Consider the following 17,975-nt stretch of genomic DNA (forward strand, 5'->3'; position numbering starts at 1 on the left):
CATGGCCGCCACGCGCACGGCGAAGCCGCCGCGGCTGCCGTCCCTGATCCGCGGCCACCGGACGCGGACGCTGGAAGCCCTCGTCGTCGTCGCCGTCATCCTTGCCGCGGTCGCGCTGATCCCCACGCTGACCGGCGGCCCGACCCGGCGGATCACCGCCTACTTCGCCACCGCGATCGGCGTCTACCCCGGCTCGGACGTCCGCGTCCTCGGCGTGAAGGTCGGGTCGATCGACTCCATCGAGCCGCTCGGCGCCCAGGTCAAGGCCGTCATGCGGGTGGACGAGGAGGTCGACCTCCCGGCCGGGGCCCGCGCCGTGGTGATCGCGCCGAACCTGGTGTCGGACCGGTACGTCCAGCTCGACCCCGCCTACAAGGGCGGTCCGAAGATGGCGGACGGCGCGTCCATCGACGTGAGCCGCACCGCCACCCCGATGGAACTCGACCAGCTCTACGACGCCGTCCGGCGGTTCTCGTCCGACCTCGGGCCGCAGGGCGTGAACGCGCAGGGCGCGCTGTCGGACGTCATCCGCGTCGGCGCCGCGAACCTCGCCGGGAACGGCAAGGCCCTCAACACCACGATCGCCGACCTGGGCAAGGCGTCGCAGACGCTGTCGGACTCCAGCGACGACCTGTACGCGACCGTCGCGAACCTCAACAAATTCAGCGAGATGTTCCGGACGAACGACGGGCAGATCCGGCAGGCGGAGAGCCAGCTCGCGGAGGTCAGCGGTTTCCTCGCCGCCGACCGGGAGGAGCTCGGCGCGGCGCTGGCGCTCCTCGCTCAGGCGCTCCCGCAGGTGAAGGACTTCGTCGAGGACAACCGCGGGCTGCTGAAGGGCAACATCGACAAGCTCGCCCGCATCACGCAGGTGCTGGTCGACCAGCGGGCGGCCCTCGCGGAGCTGCTCGACACCGCGCCGCTGCTGACGCAGAACGCGCTGAACGCCTACGACCCGAACACCCGGTCGCTGATGACGCGCGGCAACCTGCTGGAGATCACCAAGGCGTTCGGCGGTCCGGGCCAGGCGGGCGTCGACCCGCCCGCCGCCGAGGCGAGCCCGGTGTGCGCGGCGGCGGCGTCCGCGACGAGGGCGCTGCGCGACCAGTGCGAGCGGCTGGAGAAGGGCGGGCTGGTCGCGGTGCCGCCGGCGGAGACGTCCGGCGTCCCGGCGCTGCCGTTGCCGCCCGCCGGGCCGACCTACGCCGGTCCCGGCTCCGGGTCCGGTTCCGGGTCCGGTGGAGAGGGAGGCCGCTGATGCGTGCGCCACAGCTCGTCGTCGCGGTCTGCACCGCCGCCGCCGTCCTGGCCGCGGGCTGCTCGACCCGGATCGAGGACATCCCGCTGCCCGGCGGCGCCGACCTCGGCGACCACCCGTACACGGTGAAGGTGCAGTTCGAGGACGCGGTGAACCTCGTCCCGCAGGCGGCCGTCCGGGTCAACGACGTCCCGGTCGGGAGGGTGAAGAAGGTGACGCTGCCGGACGGCGCGTGGCACGCCGAGGTCACGGTGGTCGTGCACGGCGACGTGCGCCTCCCGGAGAACGCGGTCGCGAACCTGGAGCAGTCCAGCCTGCTGGGGGAGAAGTACATCAAGCTCGCCGCGCCCACCGGCGTGCCGTCCGCGCGGCGGCTCGCCGACGGCGCGACGATCCCGCTCGCCCGGACGACCCGCAACGCCGACACCGAGGAGGTGTTCGGCGCGCTGTCGCTGCTGCTGTCCGGCGGCGGGCTCCCGCAGATCCGGACGATCAACCGGGAGCTGAACCAGGCGCTCGGCGGCCGGGAGGACAAGGTCCGCTCCGCGCTGGAGAGCCTCAGCGCCTTCACCGGCACCCTCAACCGGAACCGCCAGGCCATCGTGGACGCGCTGGACGGCCTCAACCGGCTGTCGTCCACGGTCGCGTCCCGCAACGGGCAGGTCGAGACCGTCCTGGACGGCCTGTCACCGGGCCTGAAGGTGCTGCACGAGCAGCGCGCCCAGCTCCTGGAGATGCTGCGCAAGCTGGAGAGGCTCGCGGACATCACCATCCACACGATCAACGCCAGCAAGGAGAACACGGTCGCCGACCTGCGGTCCCTCGCGGTCGTCCTGCGCAAGCTCGCCGACTCCGGCCGCGACCTGCCGAAGTCGCTTGAGGTGCTGCTCACCTACCCGTTCACCGACGAGGCGCTCAAGGCCGTGAAGGGCGACTACCTGAACGGCTACCTGACCGTCGTCGCCGCGGCGGGCAACGACTGCGTCGTCCCGCCGGCGAAGGAGTACGACCCGCGCGCCGACCTGCGGCGGCTGCGGGCGCTGGCCGCCGAGGCCCCGCCGCCCACCGGACCGCTGCCGGTGCCGTGCCCGGACGTCGGGAAGGGCGAGCCGGAGTCCGGCACGCCGTCCGCGTCGCCGCCGCCCGGCCCGGCGGCTCCGTCCGCGCCGGAGGCGCCGCCGGGCGGCCAGGGCGGCTCGGGCGGCTCGGGCGGGGAGCCCGCCCTGCCGCTGCCGACGCTCGGAGAGGGGAACTGACATGCTGACCGCGGTCACCCGCGTCAAGATCGTCGCGTTCGTCCTCATCGCGGTCGTGGTGGTCGGCTACCTCGGTGTCGGCTACGCCGATCTCGGCCGCTACGTCGGGATGCGGGGGTACTACACCGTCCGGCTCGACCTGGCGACCACCGGCGGGCTGTTCGAGGGCTCCGCCGTCTCCTACCGGGGCGTGACCGTCGGCAAGGTCGGCGGGCTCGACCTCTCGGACGACGGCGTCATCGCCGAGCTGCGCATCGACGGCTCGGCCCCGAAGATCCCGAAGAACCTGCAGGCCGTCGTCGCGAACCGGTCCGCCGTGGGCGAGCAGTACGTCGACCTGCGTCCGAGTGCCGACTCCGGGCCGTATCTGGCGCAGGGGAGCACGATCCCGCGCAGCGTCACCGTCACCCCGGCGCCGGTGAACGAGACGCTGAAGAGCGTCAACGACCTCGCCGCGTCGCTCCCGCTGAACGACACCAAGGTCCTGATCGACGAGCTGGGGCTGGCGTTCGCCGGGCAGGGCCCGCACCTCCAGCAGCTCCTCGACACCAGCGCGCGGTTCGTGGAGGCGTCCGACCAGGCGTTCCCCGACTCCCGCGCGCTGATCCACAACGGTGCGGCGGTGCTGCGGACGCAGAACGAGATGTCGGCGGCGTTCAAGTCGTTCGCGTCCAGCTCCCGCCTGCTGGCCGCGCGGCTGCGCGCGTCCGACGGCGACCTGCGCCAGGTGATCGAGTACGGGCCGGGGGCGGCGAACGCCCTGTCCGGACTGCTCGACGACCTCGACCCGGGCTTCGGCCTGCTGCTGTCCAACCTCCTGACGACCGCGCGCGTGGCGGCGCCGCGCCAGGCAGGTATCGAGGAGCTGCTCGTCAACCTGCCGAAGGTCGCGGCCGTGGGCTCCACGATCGTGGCCGGCGGCAAGATCCGGCTCGGCCTGGTGACCACGTTCTTCAACCCGCAGCCCTGCACGCGCGGCTACGGCGGGACGCACTACCGCAACGGCCTCGACCTGTCGCCTGCGCCGGCGTTCAACACCCGCGCCCGCTGCGCCGAGCCGCCCGGCAGCGGCATCAACGTGCGCGGCACGGCGAACGCGCCGCGCAAGGGCGTCCCGGCGCCCGCCAGGCCGGGGACGCTCGGCGGCACCCCGACCGGCGACCTGCTCACCGCGCTCGGGCTGCCCGGCGCCGGCGCCCCCGCGCCCGCCCCGGCGCCCGCGACCGACCTGCGCACACTCCTCGGACTCGGGAGCCCGTGATGGACGCCGGAGTGCTCCGCGCGCCCGTCCGGTCGATCCGTCCGGCGGGCTACGTGCTCACGGCCGCCGCGACCGTTTTCCTGTGCCTGTCGCTCTGGTCGCTGATCCAGTCGGGCCGGGGCGCCGACCACGATCTCGCGTCCACGCGGGACGAGGTCAGCCGGACCGCCGTCCGCCACCTCGCGCTGCTCAACAGCGTCGACCCGAAGGTCGCGGAGCTCGACCTGACGCATTGGCTGGACGTCGCCACGGGCCCGTTCCACGACGCGCTCAAACGCGACATGCCCGCCGCGCGGGCGAGGGCCGCCAAGCAGAAGGCCGCCTCGCGCGGGCGGGTCACCGCGCTCGCCGTCACGCGCCTCGACCGCGGCGAGGCGGCGGTGATCGCGTCCGTCCGGATCTTCACCGCACCCGCCGGGGACGGAGCCCAGGGCACGGAGCTCCGCAGGCGGTACGAGGCAGAGCTTCGGCGGGTCGGCGGCACGTGGAAGATCAGCGCGCTGCGACCGCTGGCGCCCGCCGGGGGTACGCCATGAGCGTCACCGGACAGGACCGGCGGCCCGCGCGGCGCGTCCCGATCCCGCGGCAGAAGAAGCCCTCCCGGCACCCGCTCAGACCGGCACTCGGGCGGGTCGCCGGGCTGGGGTGGCCGGTGGCCCTCGCCCTGGCGATCTGCCTGTCCGCCCTCGCCGTGGACGGCTGGGCCGGCAGGCGGAGCGAGCGGTCACCGGCCGCCAACCGCGCCCTCGTCGAGAAGGCCCGCACCGGCAGGGTCATCGCGGACGTCTCCGCGAAGATCACGCGGATCTTCACCTACACCCACACCGACCCCGCGGCCACCGAACGGGCCGCGAACGAGGTGCTCACCGGCCGCGCCAGGGACGACTACCGGCGGCTGTTCGGCCTGGTGAGGCAGAACGCCCCGGTCATGAGGCTGACCCTCACCACGAAGGTCGCCAAGGCCGGGCTGATCAAGCTCACCCGGGACGGGACGGCGGTGCTGCTGGTCCTGCTCGAACAGACGGCGACCCGCGACGGCAAGCCCACCGGCTCACCCGTCGCGGCGCAGCTCGTCGTCACGGCCCGCGACGACCACGGCCGGCGCATCAGCGACCTCCGTGCCGCCTGAAGGAAAGGGGTGGAATTCAGGTGACCAGGACGAAGACGGCAGACCCGGTGGTGAACGAACCCGAACCCGAACCCGAGGCCGAGACCGGGACCGGGACCGGCGAGACCGAGGCCGGGGCCGAGACGGGTGGGAGCGGGACCGCGGCCGGAGAGCGGGAGCCGTCCCGCCGCCTCCGCGGGGACCCGCTGGTCAGAGTGGCCCTGGCGATGACCCTGATCGCCGCCCTGGCCTGCGGGTGGTTCGGCCATTCGTACCGCTCGGCGTCCGGCGACGACTCGCTGGCCTACGCCGCCGACCGCGACGAGGTCCTCGCCGCCGCCGGGCAGGCGATCGTCAATCTCAACACCCTCGACCACCGCAGCGTGGACGCGGGCCTGAAGATGTGGCAGGACTCCTCGACGGCGCAGCTCTACGACGAGATCGTCCAGGGGCGCTCGCGGCTCAAGAGCGATATCGAAAAGGCGAAGACGACGAGCACCGCGAAGATTCTCGAATCGGCCCTCACCGAACTCGACACCCGCGCCGGAAAGGCGGCCGTGATCGCCGCCGTGAGCATCACCATCGCCCGCGATGGAGGGCGGCCGACAACGAACCTGCGCCGGTTCGCCGGACAGCTCACCAGGACGTCCGCGGGCTGGAAACTGTCGGCTCTCGGGCAGGCGCCGTCCGGAACGCCCTGAGCGGGAGGAGCACGGAAATGGTAGCGATCAGCACGCTCGGACGCGCGCTCCCGGGCACCGGCCGCGGCCGTCTCGTCCTATTCCTCGGCGCACTAACCATCGCCTTCGGCGTGGCCGCGGCCTGGCTGCACGGCCAGACCGGCGAGCTGGCGGGCGCGGCGTCCGCCGAGAACGACGCGCTCAGCGACAACGGCCGCACCGCCGAGGTCAAAGGGCAGATCACCACGGCGGTCAACACGGCGTTCTCCTACAACTACGCCGACGTGGCCAAGACCGAGAAGGCCGCGCAGGAGGTGCTCACCGGAAAGGCCGTCCAGCAGTACAACGAGCTCTTCGCATTGGTCCGCAAGCAGGCGCCCGAGCAGAAGCAGGTCCTCACCACGACGGTCACCGACTCGGCGGTGAAGTCCCTTTCCGGGGACGGCGCCCGCCTGCTCGTGTTCGCCGACCAGCGCAACACCCGCACCGACAAGAACCAGACGAGCCACTCCGCCGCCGTCTTCGCGGTGGACGCGATCCACGCCGGCGGCAAATGGAAGATCAGCGAGATCGACACGCTGGCGGGAGGATGACGTCCATTAAGCATTGTTCCCGGCGACAGGAAGAGCAAGATCAAAGGCTCAGCAGGTGACAATTTTTCGCGAGGCTGGACGAATTGTCCAAGAAAATTGCGAGCGGGTATTGAAGAACAGGTTACTCGCGCGTAGTTTCCTTGGTAGGAAAGGCGGCGGGACAGGGGTGGTCCTGGGCCGGAGCCGATGTCCGAGAAAGGCTTCGGAGGGTCTCGCCGATCGTCCGTCCCCGCGAAAAGGAGTTCGCCTTTGTTGAAACGCGGTCAGTGTCCCTACTAGCCGAGCAGCCACCCCCAGAAGGGAAGCAGAACTGACATGCGAAAGCTCATCCGCACCAGCCTGACCGCGGCGGTCCTCGCCGGCACCGCCCTTTCTCTCACCACGACCCCCGCCTCCGCGGCGACCTGGAACGTCCAGAACGGCGGCGCGCGCACCTTCCACAACACCATCAACCTCATCGCCGAGGACATCGAGACCGGCGCCGTCGTCGCCTGCAACAACTCCACGGGTGGAGCGACCCTCGACAACGGCGTCAGCGACAACGCCCCGCTCGCCACGGTCGACAGCATCGAGTTCCACCACACCGACAACGTCGGCGGCGAGTGCAACGGCCCCGGGGGTCTGCTCGTCGAGATCCAGGCGGTGGGCCTGAAGTGGAACCTCATCGGCGAGACCTACGACGCGGTCAACGGCGTGACCCACGGTCGCATCGAGGGCGTCAAGGCGCACATCGTCGGCAGCGACGGGTGCGAGGCGGACATCGCAGGACCCGGCGGCATCGGAGGCGTCATCAACGGCCGGTACACCAATTCCACCGGCAAGCTCAACCTGTCGGCCAGAACCGACAACAACCTCCAGGTCGTCTCCGACAACGGGCTCTGCGATCCACTCCTGATCAACGTCGGCGACCACATCGGGCTCGACGGCGAGTACATCATCGACACGCCCCCGGCGTTCCCGATCATCACCATGTCCTGACCGGTGGCACCGATCGGGTCCTGAGATAGCGCGGGCCGCATCCCCGGCGAGGGGATGCGGCTCCACCCGAAGAACGAGGATGTCCATGAAGCTCGTATCCCGCAGATCGGCCCTGAGCACCGGAGCGACGGGGCTGGTCGTCGTCGGCGGCGTCATCGCACCCCTCCCCGAGGCGGTGGCCACGACCGGGAACGATCTTTCATATGTGTGCTCGACGCCGTCCGGCACCTATGACGTCACGCTGCGCGCATCCAGCTCGCGGGTCCGCCTGACGGCGAAGCCGGGCAGGACACTGGCGCCGGGAGACGTGACCCTTTCGCTGCGACTGCCGGAAAGGATGGTCACGGACGTCCAGCGGCAGGTCGGCAAGGCGGAAGACCCCGTCCAGGCCGCGGGCATGCCGGGGACGCGCCTGTCGGGCATTCTTCGCAGCGCGGTGACCATCAGTCATGGCGGCCGGCTGGCGGACGCGGGATGGCCGAGTTTCCATCTCAGGACGAGCGGAGACGAGCCCGCGCGTCCCGGACCGCTCGTATTGAAGGGGACGAGTCCCGTTCCCGCGGTCATCGTCGTCTCTCCAGGAGAGGTGGCCTGGATCGCGCCGAACCTCAAACTTGACCTGAATGGCGGCGAGGGGAGCACGGGCACGCCGCCCGTGCAGGCTGTCTGCGCCCTGAAGAGCTACGGCACGCTCATTCGCGGATCCGTTTCGGGCAGCGGAACCGCCCTGGCACCCGGAGGCGAGCCCACCGGTGGCACGGCCGCGGACGGGCAGCTTCCGGATGAGGATCCGAACTGCGCCGCGATGCCCGCGCCGACCGAGCCCGGCGGCGGATACAACAAGGATCCGGCAATGGCGGTGGACACCGCGGACTTTCCGAAGGCACCCCCGGAAGCCCGGTATCTCTCGAGCGCGGGGCGTCCCCAATGCGCCCGTCAGTCGGGATTCGCCAACTCCAAGAAACTGGGGACCGCGTTGCCGCTCGGCGTGCAGGGACGGATCCGGAACAGTGTCGAGGCATGGGTCGATCGGAGCGACAACAACTACATTCAGTACCGCGGCTATATTCTGGCGGTGCCTGCCACGTCACAGGCGACCATGCTGGGCTTCGGGTTCATGCCCACCACGGTTGCGGCGAAGGTCGTCCAAGTCCCGACTGCCCAGTCGAACGGGAACAGGAACGCCAATTTCCGTGCCGACATGTGGAACGACGGCAGTATTCCTTCCGTTGCGGTGAACACGATCTGGGTCAAGGCGAGCACGAAGGTCCAGGTAGCGGGTGTCACGGTCAATGGAACACCCATCGCGGTCGGCGACGAATGCAGTGCCGGCCCGATGCCGCTGACGGTTTCGAGCTATCTCGGGAACGAAAGAATCGGGGCGAACAACTTCACCGACGGCGGTACCTACACCGGCCATGTCGAGGTGCCGGCGTTCAGTGGTTGCGGTGAAGGCGAGGACCTGAGCCCACTGCTGACCGCGACGACGTCAGGTGCGGGCAACTATGTGCAGCTCGAGTCGGGCCGGTGGTGCACCCTGAACGCCGGTAACCCGGACCCGTCGAAGTGCCCGGCGGACACCAACACCGAGCCGAAGACGGTCACGGTAACGCCGGGTGGAGAAGTGACCGCGGTCGCGAAGCCGTTCGAGATGCGCGAGTACGACGGGCTGCGCCGCGTGATCAGGTGCGAGACCGCCAGCATGAAGTTCACCCTCCCGCGCGGCCAGTGGCAGCCGAGATTCAAGCTCGCAACGATCAAGCATCGGGAATTTTCCGGATGCAGCTACGGCGCCGCATCGGATATTCCGGTGACCGTCCGGGCCAACCCTGAGCCCTGGACTCTCAACGTCTCTCATGTGCTGGGTGCCAATGGCGAACCCAATATCCAGGTGCAGGCTGTGCAGTTCACCGTCGCGGTCAAGGATCAGGATGTCGACGGCGATGGCGCCAAGGAGACCTGCGAGCTGCATCTCGGCGACAGCGCAGCATTGCCGTCCGGTGGCACGTACCGTGGATATACCTCTTTCCTCGGCACCTATTCGGACAACAAGTTCCAGGCGAATGGGATCAACAGTAATCTCCAGACCGGTGACTGCCCGCCAGGAATGTGGACAGAAAATCGGTCCGACATGCAGGGTGTGTTCAATTTCCTGCCGGTCCCGCCCGGGCAGAAGATCATCATGTCCAAGCCACCCGAATAGAAATTTCAGTGCTGTCCTTTCTCGCCAGGAAGGCCGCAGTTTCCCACCGCTGTTTCGCCCGGGACCGGCCCACGGTCCCGACCAGGTAGGAGGAGAGGACCGACAGTGAAGGCAACCAGAGTGATCAGGAGGATCGGCAAGGTCGCGCTGCCCGTGGCGGGCATGGCGACCGCGCTGACCATGGCGGCCGGAATCCCCGCGCAGGCCGCGCCCGCCGCCCCCGCGCTCGCGGACGACCCCATCCCCACCTTCGACTTCTCCGACTGCCCGACGCTGCCCGCCGGAGCGGAGCCCAGGTCGTCGCTCTGCTTCAACGCGGTCGTGACGAGCGGCCAGATGGTGCTCGGGAAGTTCACGCAGAACATCGACAAGCCGATCCGGATGACGTTCGCGACGTCCTACGATCCGGCGACCCGCGAGCACACGCCGATCTTCGGCACGCTCCGCTCCGAGAAGATGCTGGTCATGCCGGGCATCTTCGGCGACCCGATCCTGACCGCGGTCTATGCCAAGCCGGAGTACGCGGGCGGCTTCCAGTACTCGAACTTCCAGGTCAAGATGAACATGAAGATCCGGCTGACCAACCCGTTCATCGGCGGCAGCTGCATGATCGGCAACGACAGCGTCCCGATCAAGCTCGACCTGATCACCGGCACCACCAGCCCGCCGCCGCCGAACACCCCGATCACCGGCAAGCCGCCGGTGATCATCGGCACCGACGGCCCGGTCGTCATCCGCTCGGTCGGCCATGTCGACAACTCGTTCTCGGTTCCCGGCGCCCGCGGCTGCGCCCTCGACTTCGGCCTGGTGAACGAGATCGTGAACCTCCAGGCGGGCGTCCCGTCCGCCGCGGGCAAGAACTCGATGGTCTTCAACGAGTACGTCGGCTACCGGACCTACGCCTCATTGCCGGCATAGCCGCACAGCCAGGCCGCGCCTGCGAGCCGACCACCCCCCGCGGGCGCGGCCTGCCCTCGTCCGGCACGCCGAAAGGAACGGGCCATGCGCTTGTCCTCGTTCACCGCGCCGGGCCTGCGCCCGGCCCTCGTCCTCGCGACCCTGCTCGCCGCGGTGCTGGCCGCCCTCGTCACGGCACCCGTCCGTCCGGCCCACGCGAACGCGGACACCTGGACGGTCTCGCCCGGCGGCGGTGTCGCCGCCACGGCCCCCGCCGAGATCCGCAACACGACCAAAGGCTGGACGATCAGATGCACCGCGTCCTTCTCCGGAACCGCGCCGCCGGGCGCGGACCAGTCGGGCTACGGCCTGATCTCGTTCGACCAGGGTTCACTCGCCGGCTGCAACGGCCCGAACTCCCTCACCACCACGGCCGCCGTGGTCAACCTCCCCTGGGACCTGTACGCGACCGCCCACGACGCCGCCACCGGCAGGACGACCGGCACGTTCAGCAACATCAACCTCACCCTGGACGCGTCGAACGGCTGCCGCATGGACGTCAGCGCCCCCGACGGCGGCCCCGGCTGGACGGACGCGACCTACGCCAACGGCGACCACATCCTGAATCTCACCGGTGCGCACCTGAGCGTCACCTTCACCAACTACCGCTGCACCACCGATCTGGTCGCGACGGGCGACGCCGTCGAACTCGCGGCGTCCCTCCCCGTGTCCCCGGCGCAGACCATCTCCAGCCCCTGACCGCATGATCGCGAAGCCCTGAAGGAAGAAATGCGCAGAATCGGTTACCGTCGGCCGGCGGCGATCGCCCTGGCCGGTGCCGGCGTTCTCGCGACTGTGGCCGCCGGCACCACCGCCACTTGGACGTTCCTCCCCGGTGGGGAGATCACCGCCCACAACATGCTCAACCTGAATGTCGAGAATATCGATACGGGCGCGGTGGTCACCTGCGACGACTCGACGTCGACATCGACCGCGAAATCGGGAACCGGGCTCTCCGGAGAAGACCTGGTGGCCATTGATGCGATCAGTTTCTCGCACACGGACAATGGGGACGGCGAGTGCAACGGCCCTGGTGGGCTGCTGGTTCGTGTGACGGCGCTCGCGCTCCCGTGGAGGTTCCAGGCTCAGTCCTACGACGTGATCGCGGGAACGGTGAAGGGCAAGGTGACCGGGGTCGTCGCGAAGGGCGAGGGCAGCGACGGCTGCGAGCTCGAACTGGGCGGTCCCGGCGGGCAGCCGGGCGCGGTGGGACTCTCGTACCAGAATTCGAACGGCCAGATCACGATCGAGGATGGTCTGGGAGGCCTCGACGGAGGATACGTGCAGGACGGAGATCCCCACACGGTGACGAGTCCGTGACCGGGACGCTCGCTGGGCGAGGGCGTCGTCCTGGGCCGATTCCGCCCCAGGTCATCGCCATCCTGAGCGCCGAGCTGCCGTCGCTGGCCGAGGAGGTCATCGGGGAGGTGCGGCGGTCGGTGCCCGAGTACGGGCGGCAGGAGGGGACGCCGAAGCCGGCCGCCTTCCGGGTCACCGTGGAGCAGGCCATGGCGGCGTTCGTCGACCAGGTGTCCGGGGGCCGCGACTCCTACGAGCGGCGGGACGAGCTGTGCCGCGAACTCGGGCGCAGCGAGGCCTACCAGGGGCGGAGCCTGGACGCGCTGCAGGCCGCGTACCGGGTCGGCGTGCAGGTCGCGTGGCGGCGGGTCGCGCATGTCGGGCGGACGAGGCGCCTGCCGTCCGACGTCATGACGCGGCTGGCCGACGCCCTGTTCTCCTACATCGACGAGCTGGCGTCGCTGTCGGTGCAGGGCTACCTGGAGGCGCAGTCGTCGGCGGACGAGGTGTCCGGCGTCCACCGGCGGCTGCTGCGGCTGGTGCTGCGGCCCGGGGCGGCGGGCGGCGCGCTGGCCGAGTCGGCGGAGGCGGCGGGGTGGCGGGTGCCGGACGAGGTGACGATGGTCGCCGTCCCGGCGGGGGCGCGGTGCGTCAGGGACGCGCTGGACGAGGACGTCCTCGCCGATCTCGCGGACGCCGAACCGCATTTACTGGTTCCGGGGGGCCATGACGCGGAGCGGGGGGCGATGCTGCACGGCGCGTTGCCGGACCGGCGGGCCGCGGTGGGGCTGACCGTCCCGCTGGCGGAGGCCGCCGACTCGCTGCGGTGGGCGCGGCGGGCGCTCGGCCTGGTGGAGGCCGGTGTGCTGGAGGACGCGGGCCCGACGCTGTGCGAGCGGCATCTGCTGGAACTGTGGCTGCTGTCGGACGGGGCGCTGCTCGACCAGCTCGCCCGGCGGGAATTCGCGGCCCTGTCGGGAATGACACATAGCCGGCGAATGCGCATGACCGAAACCCTGGGCGCGTGGTTGGAGGCGCAGGGAAACGCGGTCGAGGCGGCCCGGCTGCTGCGGCTGCATCCGCAGACCGTGCGGTACAGGATGCGGCAGATCAGCGCGACTTTCGACCGGCAGCTGGCCGATCCGGCGGCGCGTTTCGTCCTGGACGCGGTGCTGCGGGCGCACCGGTTGCGGGACCGGAGAGCGTCGCTGCGATGAGCCCGCCTTTATTGGACGCTGAGTGTCACTACGGCTTGACACACTGGTGAATTTGCCTTTTCTTTACCTTGAGACCTGACATAAGTGATCTACCTTCAATGTGGTTCGGCTCACATGTCGCGGGACACGCCAGGGCCCGCGGCGGCGGCGTTCTCGGAGGTGTGCCGATGGCGCAGACGATGACGCCGGGAGTCGTGCGACGGCGGACCAGGCTGCCGCGCAGGCTCGCCGTGCTGATGCGGCCGGAACTGCCCAGCCTCGCGCAGGAGATCGTCCACGAGGTGCGCGGGACGATCCCCGAATACGGCCGCCACCTGAAGGGCCCGTATGTGGAGGCGCTGCGAATCGGCGTCGAACGCGCCCTGACCGATTTCGTCGAGCAGGTCGCGAATCCGCTGGCCCCGCGCGAACGGCATTACGAGACGTACCGGCGGCTCGGCCGATTCGAGGCGCAGGAGGGCCGGACGCTCGACACGCTCCAGTCCGCGCTCCGGCTCGGCGCGCAGGTCGCGTGGCGGCGCATCATGAAGGTCGGCCCCCGCAGGCACCTGTCGCCCGAGGTCATGGCGCAGCTCGCCGACGCGCTGTTCGCCTACATCGACGAGCTCGCCGCGCTGGCGCTGGAGGGCTACCTGGACGCGCGGCCGGACGGCGAGGCCGAGAGCCACCGGCGGCGGCTGCTGGAACTGCTGATGCGCCCGCTCGGGTCGCCCCGCGTCCTCGCCGACGCCGCCGGACGCGCCGGCTGGCAGATCCCGGACGAGGTCACCGTGGTCGTGGCCCCGCCCGGCGCGCAGTACGTCCGGGCGGCGCTGGAGGACGACGTGCTCGCCGACCTCACCGCGGCCGAGCCGTTCCTCGTCGTCCCGGGCGCGCTGACCCCGGAGCGGCGGCAGGCCCTGCTGCGCGTCCTGCCGGACGGGCAGCTCGTCGCGGGCCCGGCGGTCCCGGCCGGCCACGCCGCCGACTCGCTGCGCTGGGCGCGGCACGCCCTCGGGCTGGTGGAGTCGGGCGTGCTCGGGGACGCCCCGGTGACCGACTGCGAGGAGCACCTGATCACGCTGCTGCTCCTCTCCGACCAGGCCCTCATCGACCAGCTCGCGCGCCGCCACCTCGGCGCGATGGCGGGGTTCAGCCCCCGGCAGCGCGACCGGCTGCTGGACACGCTGCGCGCCTGGCTGGTGAGCCGCGGGACGGCCGCCGGCATCGCCAAAGAGCTCGATATCCACCCGCAGACCGTCCGCTACCGGATGCGGCGCCTGGAGGACATCCTGGGCGACCGGCTGACCGATCCCGACGCGCGTTTCGCGATCGAGGCCGTGCTGCGCGCGATGTGGCTACGTGATCATGGCACGGTGGAGAAACAAGCACTTGTTGACAATCAGGGAACGTCCGATCGGCGCTTCACAAGCAACTGACGCGGACCTTTGCACGCAGGGTTGAATTATCTGTTCGCCCCATGCTTCCATCCGATTGGACGCAATTCCGGCGGGATGGTCGCGACGCGGCGGAGGTGTTTTCAGGGTGCGCTCACGATCGGCCCGTTCGGTCCTGGCAGGATTCGCCGTGATGGCGGTCGTCGGAATGGCGGGCGCGCCCCCGGTGATCGCGGATCCCACTCCGGACCCGTCCGCGACCTCCACCGACGCACCCTCCGAACCGCCCCCGACCGATCCACCCACCACCGACCCGCCGACCGACCCGCCCACTGATCCGCCGACGGACCCTCCAACGGATCCGCCCACCGATCCGCCGACGGACCCGCCGACCGATCCGCCGACGGATCCGCCGACTGACCCTCCGACCGATCCGCCGACCGATCCGCCGGACCCGACCGATCCGCCCGTCGATCCGCCGGACCCGGGTCCCGGCGAGCCGAAGAATCCCGTGCTGTCGCTCGGGCTGACGGTGTCGGACGCGACGATGCGCCCCGGCGGCTCGGTCACCGCGACCGTGCGCGTGTCGTCCAGGTACGCGACGGCGGGGAACACCGTCCTGCGGCTGTCGGCGTCCGGCGCCTCGGTGAGCCCGCGGACGCGGAGCCTCGGCTCTGTCGGCGGCGGTGGAACCTCCACGCTGGCGACCGTGCGGGCGCCGTCCGACGCCAAGCCGGGCCTGATCACGGTGCGGGCCGCGGCCTCCGCGAGCAAGGCCAGGAGCGTGTCCCGCAAGTACAAGCTGATCGTCACGGACGCCTCCGGAGCGCTGCCGCCCGGGGTGAGCCTCGCGAACCTGCCGCCCGGGATCCCGCCGCTGACCCCGTCCGGGTTCAACCCGCTCGCGGGCATGCGCGGACCCCAGGTGGCGCTGCCGCCGATCGCCCAGCCGCAGATCGCGCCGAGCTCGGGGCCCATGGTTCCGGTGTCCGGCCTGCGTGAACTTCCCGACGAGCCGATCACCGTCCAGGACCTGGGCGCGCTCCAGGCCGGATTCCTGTCGGCGCTGACGGTGTCGGTGACGCTGCTGCTGCTCAGGCTGCGGCTGATGCGCCGGGCCGTCGACGTCCGGCCGCCGCGGGCCGTCCGGCGGCGCACCCGGGTCGCGGGGAAGAAGCTCACGCCCGCCCGGCTCCGCACGCTCCCGCCGCAGCCCGCCGCCCGCCCCAGGCCCGCCTTGTTCTCGATGCGGCAGGCTCGTCCCGCCCGGCTCTGACCCTCAGCGGGCCAGGCGGATCAGGATGCGGCAGACCTCTTCGATGATCTCCGTGGCCTCGGTCTCGCTCTCGGCCGTGGCGATCTCCCGCCCGGTCTCGCCGATCACCGTGGTGAGGACGAGGCTCAGCACCTGCTCGGGACGTCCGGCCGGCTCGCCGGTGGACGGCCCGCGCAGCAGCTTGGTGTTCTGCGCGATCCAGTGCTGGGCGCGGCTGCGGCGCATCAGCGACGACCCGGACGGGCCCTCGCCGCCGAGGAACAGCCGGGCGGCGTCCCGGCGCTCCCAGCACACCCGCAGGTAGGCGCGGGCGCCCGCGATGAACAGCGCGATCGGGTCGGACTCGCCGTCCTTGCGCGCGGCGGACACGGCCTGCGCGGCGCTCGCCTCCTGCTCGGCGCTGAGGTCCTCCCACAGCGCGACGTACAGCCCGGCCTTGCCGCCGTAGTGGTGGTAGAGGCTGCCGACGCTGATCCCGGACCGCTCGACGATCTCGGCGATGCCCGCGTCGGCGTAGCCGCGGTCGGCGAAGACGTGCAGCGCGGCGGTCAGCAACGCCTGCCGCGTGGCGTCGGCCCGCGCCCACTGGCGCCCGCCACCGCCGCCCGCGCCCCCGGCGCTCTCACCGCCGCCCGCGCCCGCGCTTCCGCCACCGCCACCGCCTCCGTCACCGGTGCCGCCGGTCGCCTCGCCGCCCTCGCGGGCCCTGCTCGTCCGCATCCCACCATGGTGCCAGGCGGCCCACCGCCCGCACCCGGCTCTCGGCGAGGCTCGACTAGCGCGGCCTCAGTACCAGTTGTTGTTCTGCCAGAACGACCACGCGCCGCACGGGTCCTTGTAGCGGGCCTTGATGTAGCCGAGCCCCCACGCGATCTGCGTCGGCGTGCTGGTGCGCCAGTCGTTCCCGGCGCTGGACATCTTCGAGCCCGGAAGCGCCTGCGGGATGCCGTAGGCGCCGCTGGACGGGTTCTCGGCCCGCTCGTTCCAGCCGCTCTCGTGCATCCACAGCGTCAGCAGCGACGGCCAGCAGCGGTCCCACCCCTTGAGGGCGTTCATCTTCTTGCCGTACGCCTTGTTCTGCCCGGCGCTCGGGTTCAGCTTGGCGAGCCGCTCCTTCTCCTGCTGCGCCTTCAGCTTCGCCCGCGCCGCCGCCTCCTTCTCGGCCTTCTTCTTCAGCGCCGCCAGCTCGCGCTTGTGCTTCTCGTAGGCGCGCTTCTTGGCGGCGGCGACCGCGTCCGCGACGACCGGGTCCATGTCGGACGCGGCCGTCAGCCTGGTGAGCATGTCGTTGGTCGACAGGTCGCCCGCGGCCATCTTCGGCGGCTTGGTGTCGTCGCCGGCGAAGCGTCCGATGTCGACGAGCGCGACCACCGCGACGATCGCGCAGATCGCCACGACCGTGATCGTGACGTTGCTGGTCAGCAGCCGCCGTATCCGCCGTTTCCCTGGCGGGCGGGCGCCGCTGGGCGGCGTCCCGGTCCCGTGCGGGTCGTACGGATCGTAGGGAGGGTACGGCCCCGGTCCGCGCCGGCCGCGTGCGTCGGGCGCCTCGCGGGGTGGGGGGACCTGCACGGCGTCGCGGCCGCGACCCTCCGATCCCCGCGGCCCGGAACGGGCGCGTCGGGAGGAGGCGGAGGGACGTCTGCGTGTGCCGTGACTCTGTGGCATAGGAGAAGACTGCCTTATCGCCCGGGGTCGTGTCGTCCATGTGATCGTCCACGAACGAGGCTCAGCCGTCCACAGACGAGGTCCATGTGCCTGTACGGGGACCGGGTGACCCGCGGTTCACCCGTCGCGGCGCCCCCGATCCCGCCCCGCGCCAGGGTTCAAGAGTTCCACATCTCCGGCCGCCAGTCGCGCCGGTTGCAGCGCCTCGAAGATCTCGCGGTGCCGCCCGTCGAACGCCGCCAGCTCGCCGTGGGGGGACTCCAGCGCCAGGCTGACCTCGTTGGCCCGGTCCCGTCCGGCGGCGGTGATCTCCACGAGGGTGGCGCGCCGGTCGTTCGGATGGGGGCTGCGGGCGACGAGGCCCACCGCCTCGAGCTGGTCGACGGTGAGCTTCACCGTCGTCGGGTGCATCATCAGGATCCGGCCGAGCGTGCTCAGCCGCGCCCGCCCGTGGACGGTGAGCGCCAGCGTCGTCAGCAGGAAGTAGCCGGTCCGGGTGAGGTCCAGCCGCTTCAGCTCGATGTCCAGGGCCTTCTTCAGCAGCTGGTTGAGCCGTCCCACCGCGCAGATCGCCATGAACGGCCAGGGCCCGCCGCGCAGCCCCTGCTCCTCCCAGCGGTCGCGGACGCCCATGACCAGCGGGTCGACCCCGTTCGCGGCGTCCCCCGCCAGGTCCTCGGCATCCGCCTCCAGGTCCGCCATGTCGGCCGCCATGCCCGCGGTTCCGTCCCGTCCGGTGTCGTGTCGCGCCTCGGTTCGCACCGGATGATCTTAGCCGCGGAAGAATCGACATGTAAGTACTCGCTTCTTAGACCTTCTTCCAATAGAGTGCCTCAGATCACATG

General features: G+C 70.9%; 18 protein-coding genes. 15 read left to right on the plus strand and 3 right to left on the minus strand.

Features of this window, described 5'->3' with window-relative positions; all coding sequences use genetic code 11:
- Position 1: 1 nt before the first annotated feature.
- The 15 genes from ACH35V_RS07545 to ACH35V_RS07615 all read left to right on the plus strand — a co-directional run bounded on the left by ACH35V_RS07545 (position 2) and on the right by ACH35V_RS07615 (position 15,462).
- Positions 2 to 1,258 (plus strand): MCE family protein, encoded by a 1,257-nt coding sequence (locus tag ACH35V_RS07545; protein ID WP_395970873.1) that lies wholly within the window; start codon positions 2 to 4, stop codon positions 1,256 to 1,258.
- Positions 1,258 to 2,514: an MCE family protein gene (locus ACH35V_RS07550; RefSeq protein WP_395970874.1), complete on the plus strand. Its 1,257-nt coding sequence runs from the start codon at positions 1,258 to 1,260 to the stop codon at positions 2,512 to 2,514. Before ACH35V_RS07545 ends, ACH35V_RS07550 begins: the two co-directional genes overlap by 1 nt.
- 1 nt (position 2,515) lies before the next feature.
- Positions 2,516 to 3,775 carry an MCE family protein gene (locus ACH35V_RS07555; RefSeq protein ID WP_395970875.1) on the plus strand — a complete coding sequence of 420 codons (1,260 nt, stop codon included), beginning with the start codon at positions 2,516 to 2,518 and terminating at the stop codon, positions 3,773 to 3,775.
- Positions 3,775 to 4,311 carry a hypothetical protein gene (locus ACH35V_RS07560; protein ID WP_395970876.1) on the plus strand — a complete coding sequence of 179 codons (537 nt, stop codon included), beginning with the start codon at positions 3,775 to 3,777 and terminating at the stop codon, positions 4,309 to 4,311. The genes ACH35V_RS07555 and ACH35V_RS07560 overlap by 1 nt, the downstream gene beginning before the upstream one ends.
- The gene (locus ACH35V_RS07565) at positions 4,308 to 4,904 is read left to right on the plus strand and encodes a hypothetical protein (RefSeq protein WP_395970877.1); all 597 of its coding nucleotides are present in this window, start codon (positions 4,308 to 4,310) and stop codon (positions 4,902 to 4,904) included. The genes ACH35V_RS07560 and ACH35V_RS07565 overlap by 4 nt, the downstream gene beginning before the upstream one ends.
- Positions 4,905 to 4,924: 20 nt before the next feature.
- Positions 4,925 to 5,584, plus strand: coding sequence for a hypothetical protein (locus ACH35V_RS07570; protein WP_395970878.1), 660 nt, complete (start codon positions 4,925 to 4,927; stop codon positions 5,582 to 5,584).
- 17 nt (positions 5,585 to 5,601) lie between these two features.
- Positions 5,602 to 6,156: a hypothetical protein gene (locus ACH35V_RS07575; RefSeq protein WP_395970879.1), complete on the plus strand. Its 555-nt coding sequence runs from the start codon at positions 5,602 to 5,604 to the stop codon at positions 6,154 to 6,156.
- 315 nt (positions 6,157 to 6,471) lie between these two features.
- Positions 6,472 to 7,134: a hypothetical protein gene (locus ACH35V_RS07580; RefSeq protein WP_395970880.1), complete on the plus strand. Its 663-nt coding sequence runs from the start codon at positions 6,472 to 6,474 to the stop codon at positions 7,132 to 7,134.
- An 85-nt stretch (positions 7,135 to 7,219) separates the two neighbouring features.
- Positions 7,220 to 9,337: a hypothetical protein gene (locus tag ACH35V_RS07585; protein WP_395970881.1), complete on the plus strand. Its 2,118-nt coding sequence runs from the start codon at positions 7,220 to 7,222 to the stop codon at positions 9,335 to 9,337.
- Between the two features lie 105 nt (positions 9,338 to 9,442).
- Positions 9,443 to 10,255, plus strand: a complete 813-nt coding sequence (locus tag ACH35V_RS07590) for a hypothetical protein (protein ID WP_395970882.1) — start codon at positions 9,443 to 9,445, stop codon at positions 10,253 to 10,255.
- Positions 10,256 to 10,339: 84 nt separating this feature from the next.
- Positions 10,340 to 10,993: a hypothetical protein gene (locus ACH35V_RS07595; RefSeq protein WP_395970883.1), complete on the plus strand. Its 654-nt coding sequence runs from the start codon at positions 10,340 to 10,342 to the stop codon at positions 10,991 to 10,993.
- A gap of 30 nt (positions 10,994 to 11,023) precedes the next feature.
- The gene (locus ACH35V_RS07600) at positions 11,024 to 11,614 is read left to right on the plus strand and encodes a hypothetical protein (protein WP_395970884.1); all 591 of its coding nucleotides are present in this window, start codon (positions 11,024 to 11,026) and stop codon (positions 11,612 to 11,614) included.
- Positions 11,611 to 12,810 (plus strand): helix-turn-helix domain-containing protein, encoded by a 1,200-nt coding sequence (locus ACH35V_RS07605; protein ID WP_395970885.1) that lies wholly within the window; start codon positions 11,611 to 11,613, stop codon positions 12,808 to 12,810. The genes ACH35V_RS07600 and ACH35V_RS07605 overlap by 4 nt, the downstream gene beginning before the upstream one ends.
- Before the next feature lie 167 nt (positions 12,811 to 12,977).
- Positions 12,978 to 14,228 (plus strand): helix-turn-helix domain-containing protein, encoded by a 1,251-nt coding sequence (locus ACH35V_RS07610; RefSeq protein WP_395970886.1) that lies wholly within the window; start codon positions 12,978 to 12,980, stop codon positions 14,226 to 14,228.
- Positions 14,229 to 14,379: 151 nt separating this feature from the next.
- Positions 14,380 to 15,462, plus strand: coding sequence for a hypothetical protein (locus ACH35V_RS07615; RefSeq protein WP_395970887.1), 1,083 nt, complete (start codon positions 14,380 to 14,382; stop codon positions 15,460 to 15,462).
- A 3-nt stretch (positions 15,463 to 15,465) separates the two neighbouring features.
- On the opposite strand, the gene ACH35V_RS07620 is transcribed toward ACH35V_RS07615, so the two are convergent.
- The 3 genes from ACH35V_RS07620 to ACH35V_RS07630 all read right to left on the minus strand — a co-directional run bounded on the left by ACH35V_RS07620 (position 15,466) and on the right by ACH35V_RS07630 (position 17,892).
- On the minus strand, positions 15,466 to 16,182 hold the full coding sequence (locus tag ACH35V_RS07620; protein WP_395970888.1) for a TetR/AcrR family transcriptional regulator: 717 nt from the start codon (positions 16,180 to 16,182) through the stop codon (positions 15,466 to 15,468).
- 66 nt (positions 16,183 to 16,248) lie between these two features.
- Positions 16,249 to 16,857, minus strand: coding sequence for a lytic transglycosylase domain-containing protein (locus ACH35V_RS07625; protein ID WP_395970889.1), 609 nt, complete (start codon positions 16,855 to 16,857; stop codon positions 16,249 to 16,251).
- Between the two features lie 390 nt (positions 16,858 to 17,247).
- Positions 17,248 to 17,892: a MarR family winged helix-turn-helix transcriptional regulator gene (locus tag ACH35V_RS07630; protein ID WP_395970890.1), complete on the minus strand. Its 645-nt coding sequence runs from the start codon at positions 17,890 to 17,892 to the stop codon at positions 17,248 to 17,250.
- Positions 17,893 to 17,975 lie beyond the last annotated feature (83 nt).

The organism is Actinomadura sp. 1N219, assembly GCF_044326405.1.
GTDB lineage: Bacteria > Actinomycetota > Actinomycetes > Streptosporangiales > Streptosporangiaceae > Spirillospora.

Coding starts and splice junctions, on each gene's coding strand:
- ACH35V_RS07615 (WP_395970887.1), top strand. CDS start 14,380: ATGGCGGTCGTCGGAATGGCGGGCGCGCCCCCGGTGATCGCGGATCCC.
- ACH35V_RS07620 (WP_395970888.1), bottom strand. CDS start 16,182: ATGCGGACGAGCAGGGCCCGCGAGGGCGGCGAGGCGACCGGCGGCACC.
- ACH35V_RS07565 (WP_395970877.1), top strand. CDS start 4,308: ATGAGCGTCACCGGACAGGACCGGCGGCCCGCGCGGCGCGTCCCGATC.
- ACH35V_RS07610 (WP_395970886.1), top strand. CDS start 12,978: ATGGCGCAGACGATGACGCCGGGAGTCGTGCGACGGCGGACCAGGCTG.
- ACH35V_RS07600 (WP_395970884.1), top strand. CDS start 11,024: ATGCGCAGAATCGGTTACCGTCGGCCGGCGGCGATCGCCCTGGCCGGT.
- ACH35V_RS07550 (WP_395970874.1), top strand. CDS start 1,258: ATGCGTGCGCCACAGCTCGTCGTCGCGGTCTGCACCGCCGCCGCCGTC.
- ACH35V_RS07585 (WP_395970881.1), top strand. CDS start 7,220: ATGAAGCTCGTATCCCGCAGATCGGCCCTGAGCACCGGAGCGACGGGG.
- ACH35V_RS07560 (WP_395970876.1), top strand. CDS start 3,775: ATGGACGCCGGAGTGCTCCGCGCGCCCGTCCGGTCGATCCGTCCGGCG.
- ACH35V_RS07580 (WP_395970880.1), top strand. CDS start 6,472: ATGCGAAAGCTCATCCGCACCAGCCTGACCGCGGCGGTCCTCGCCGGC.
- ACH35V_RS07595 (WP_395970883.1), top strand. CDS start 10,340: ATGCGCTTGTCCTCGTTCACCGCGCCGGGCCTGCGCCCGGCCCTCGTC.
- ACH35V_RS07575 (WP_395970879.1), top strand. CDS start 5,602: ATGGTAGCGATCAGCACGCTCGGACGCGCGCTCCCGGGCACCGGCCGC.
- ACH35V_RS07545 (WP_395970873.1), top strand. CDS start 2: ATGGCCGCCACGCGCACGGCGAAGCCGCCGCGGCTGCCGTCCCTGATC.
- ACH35V_RS07555 (WP_395970875.1), top strand. CDS start 2,516: ATGCTGACCGCGGTCACCCGCGTCAAGATCGTCGCGTTCGTCCTCATC.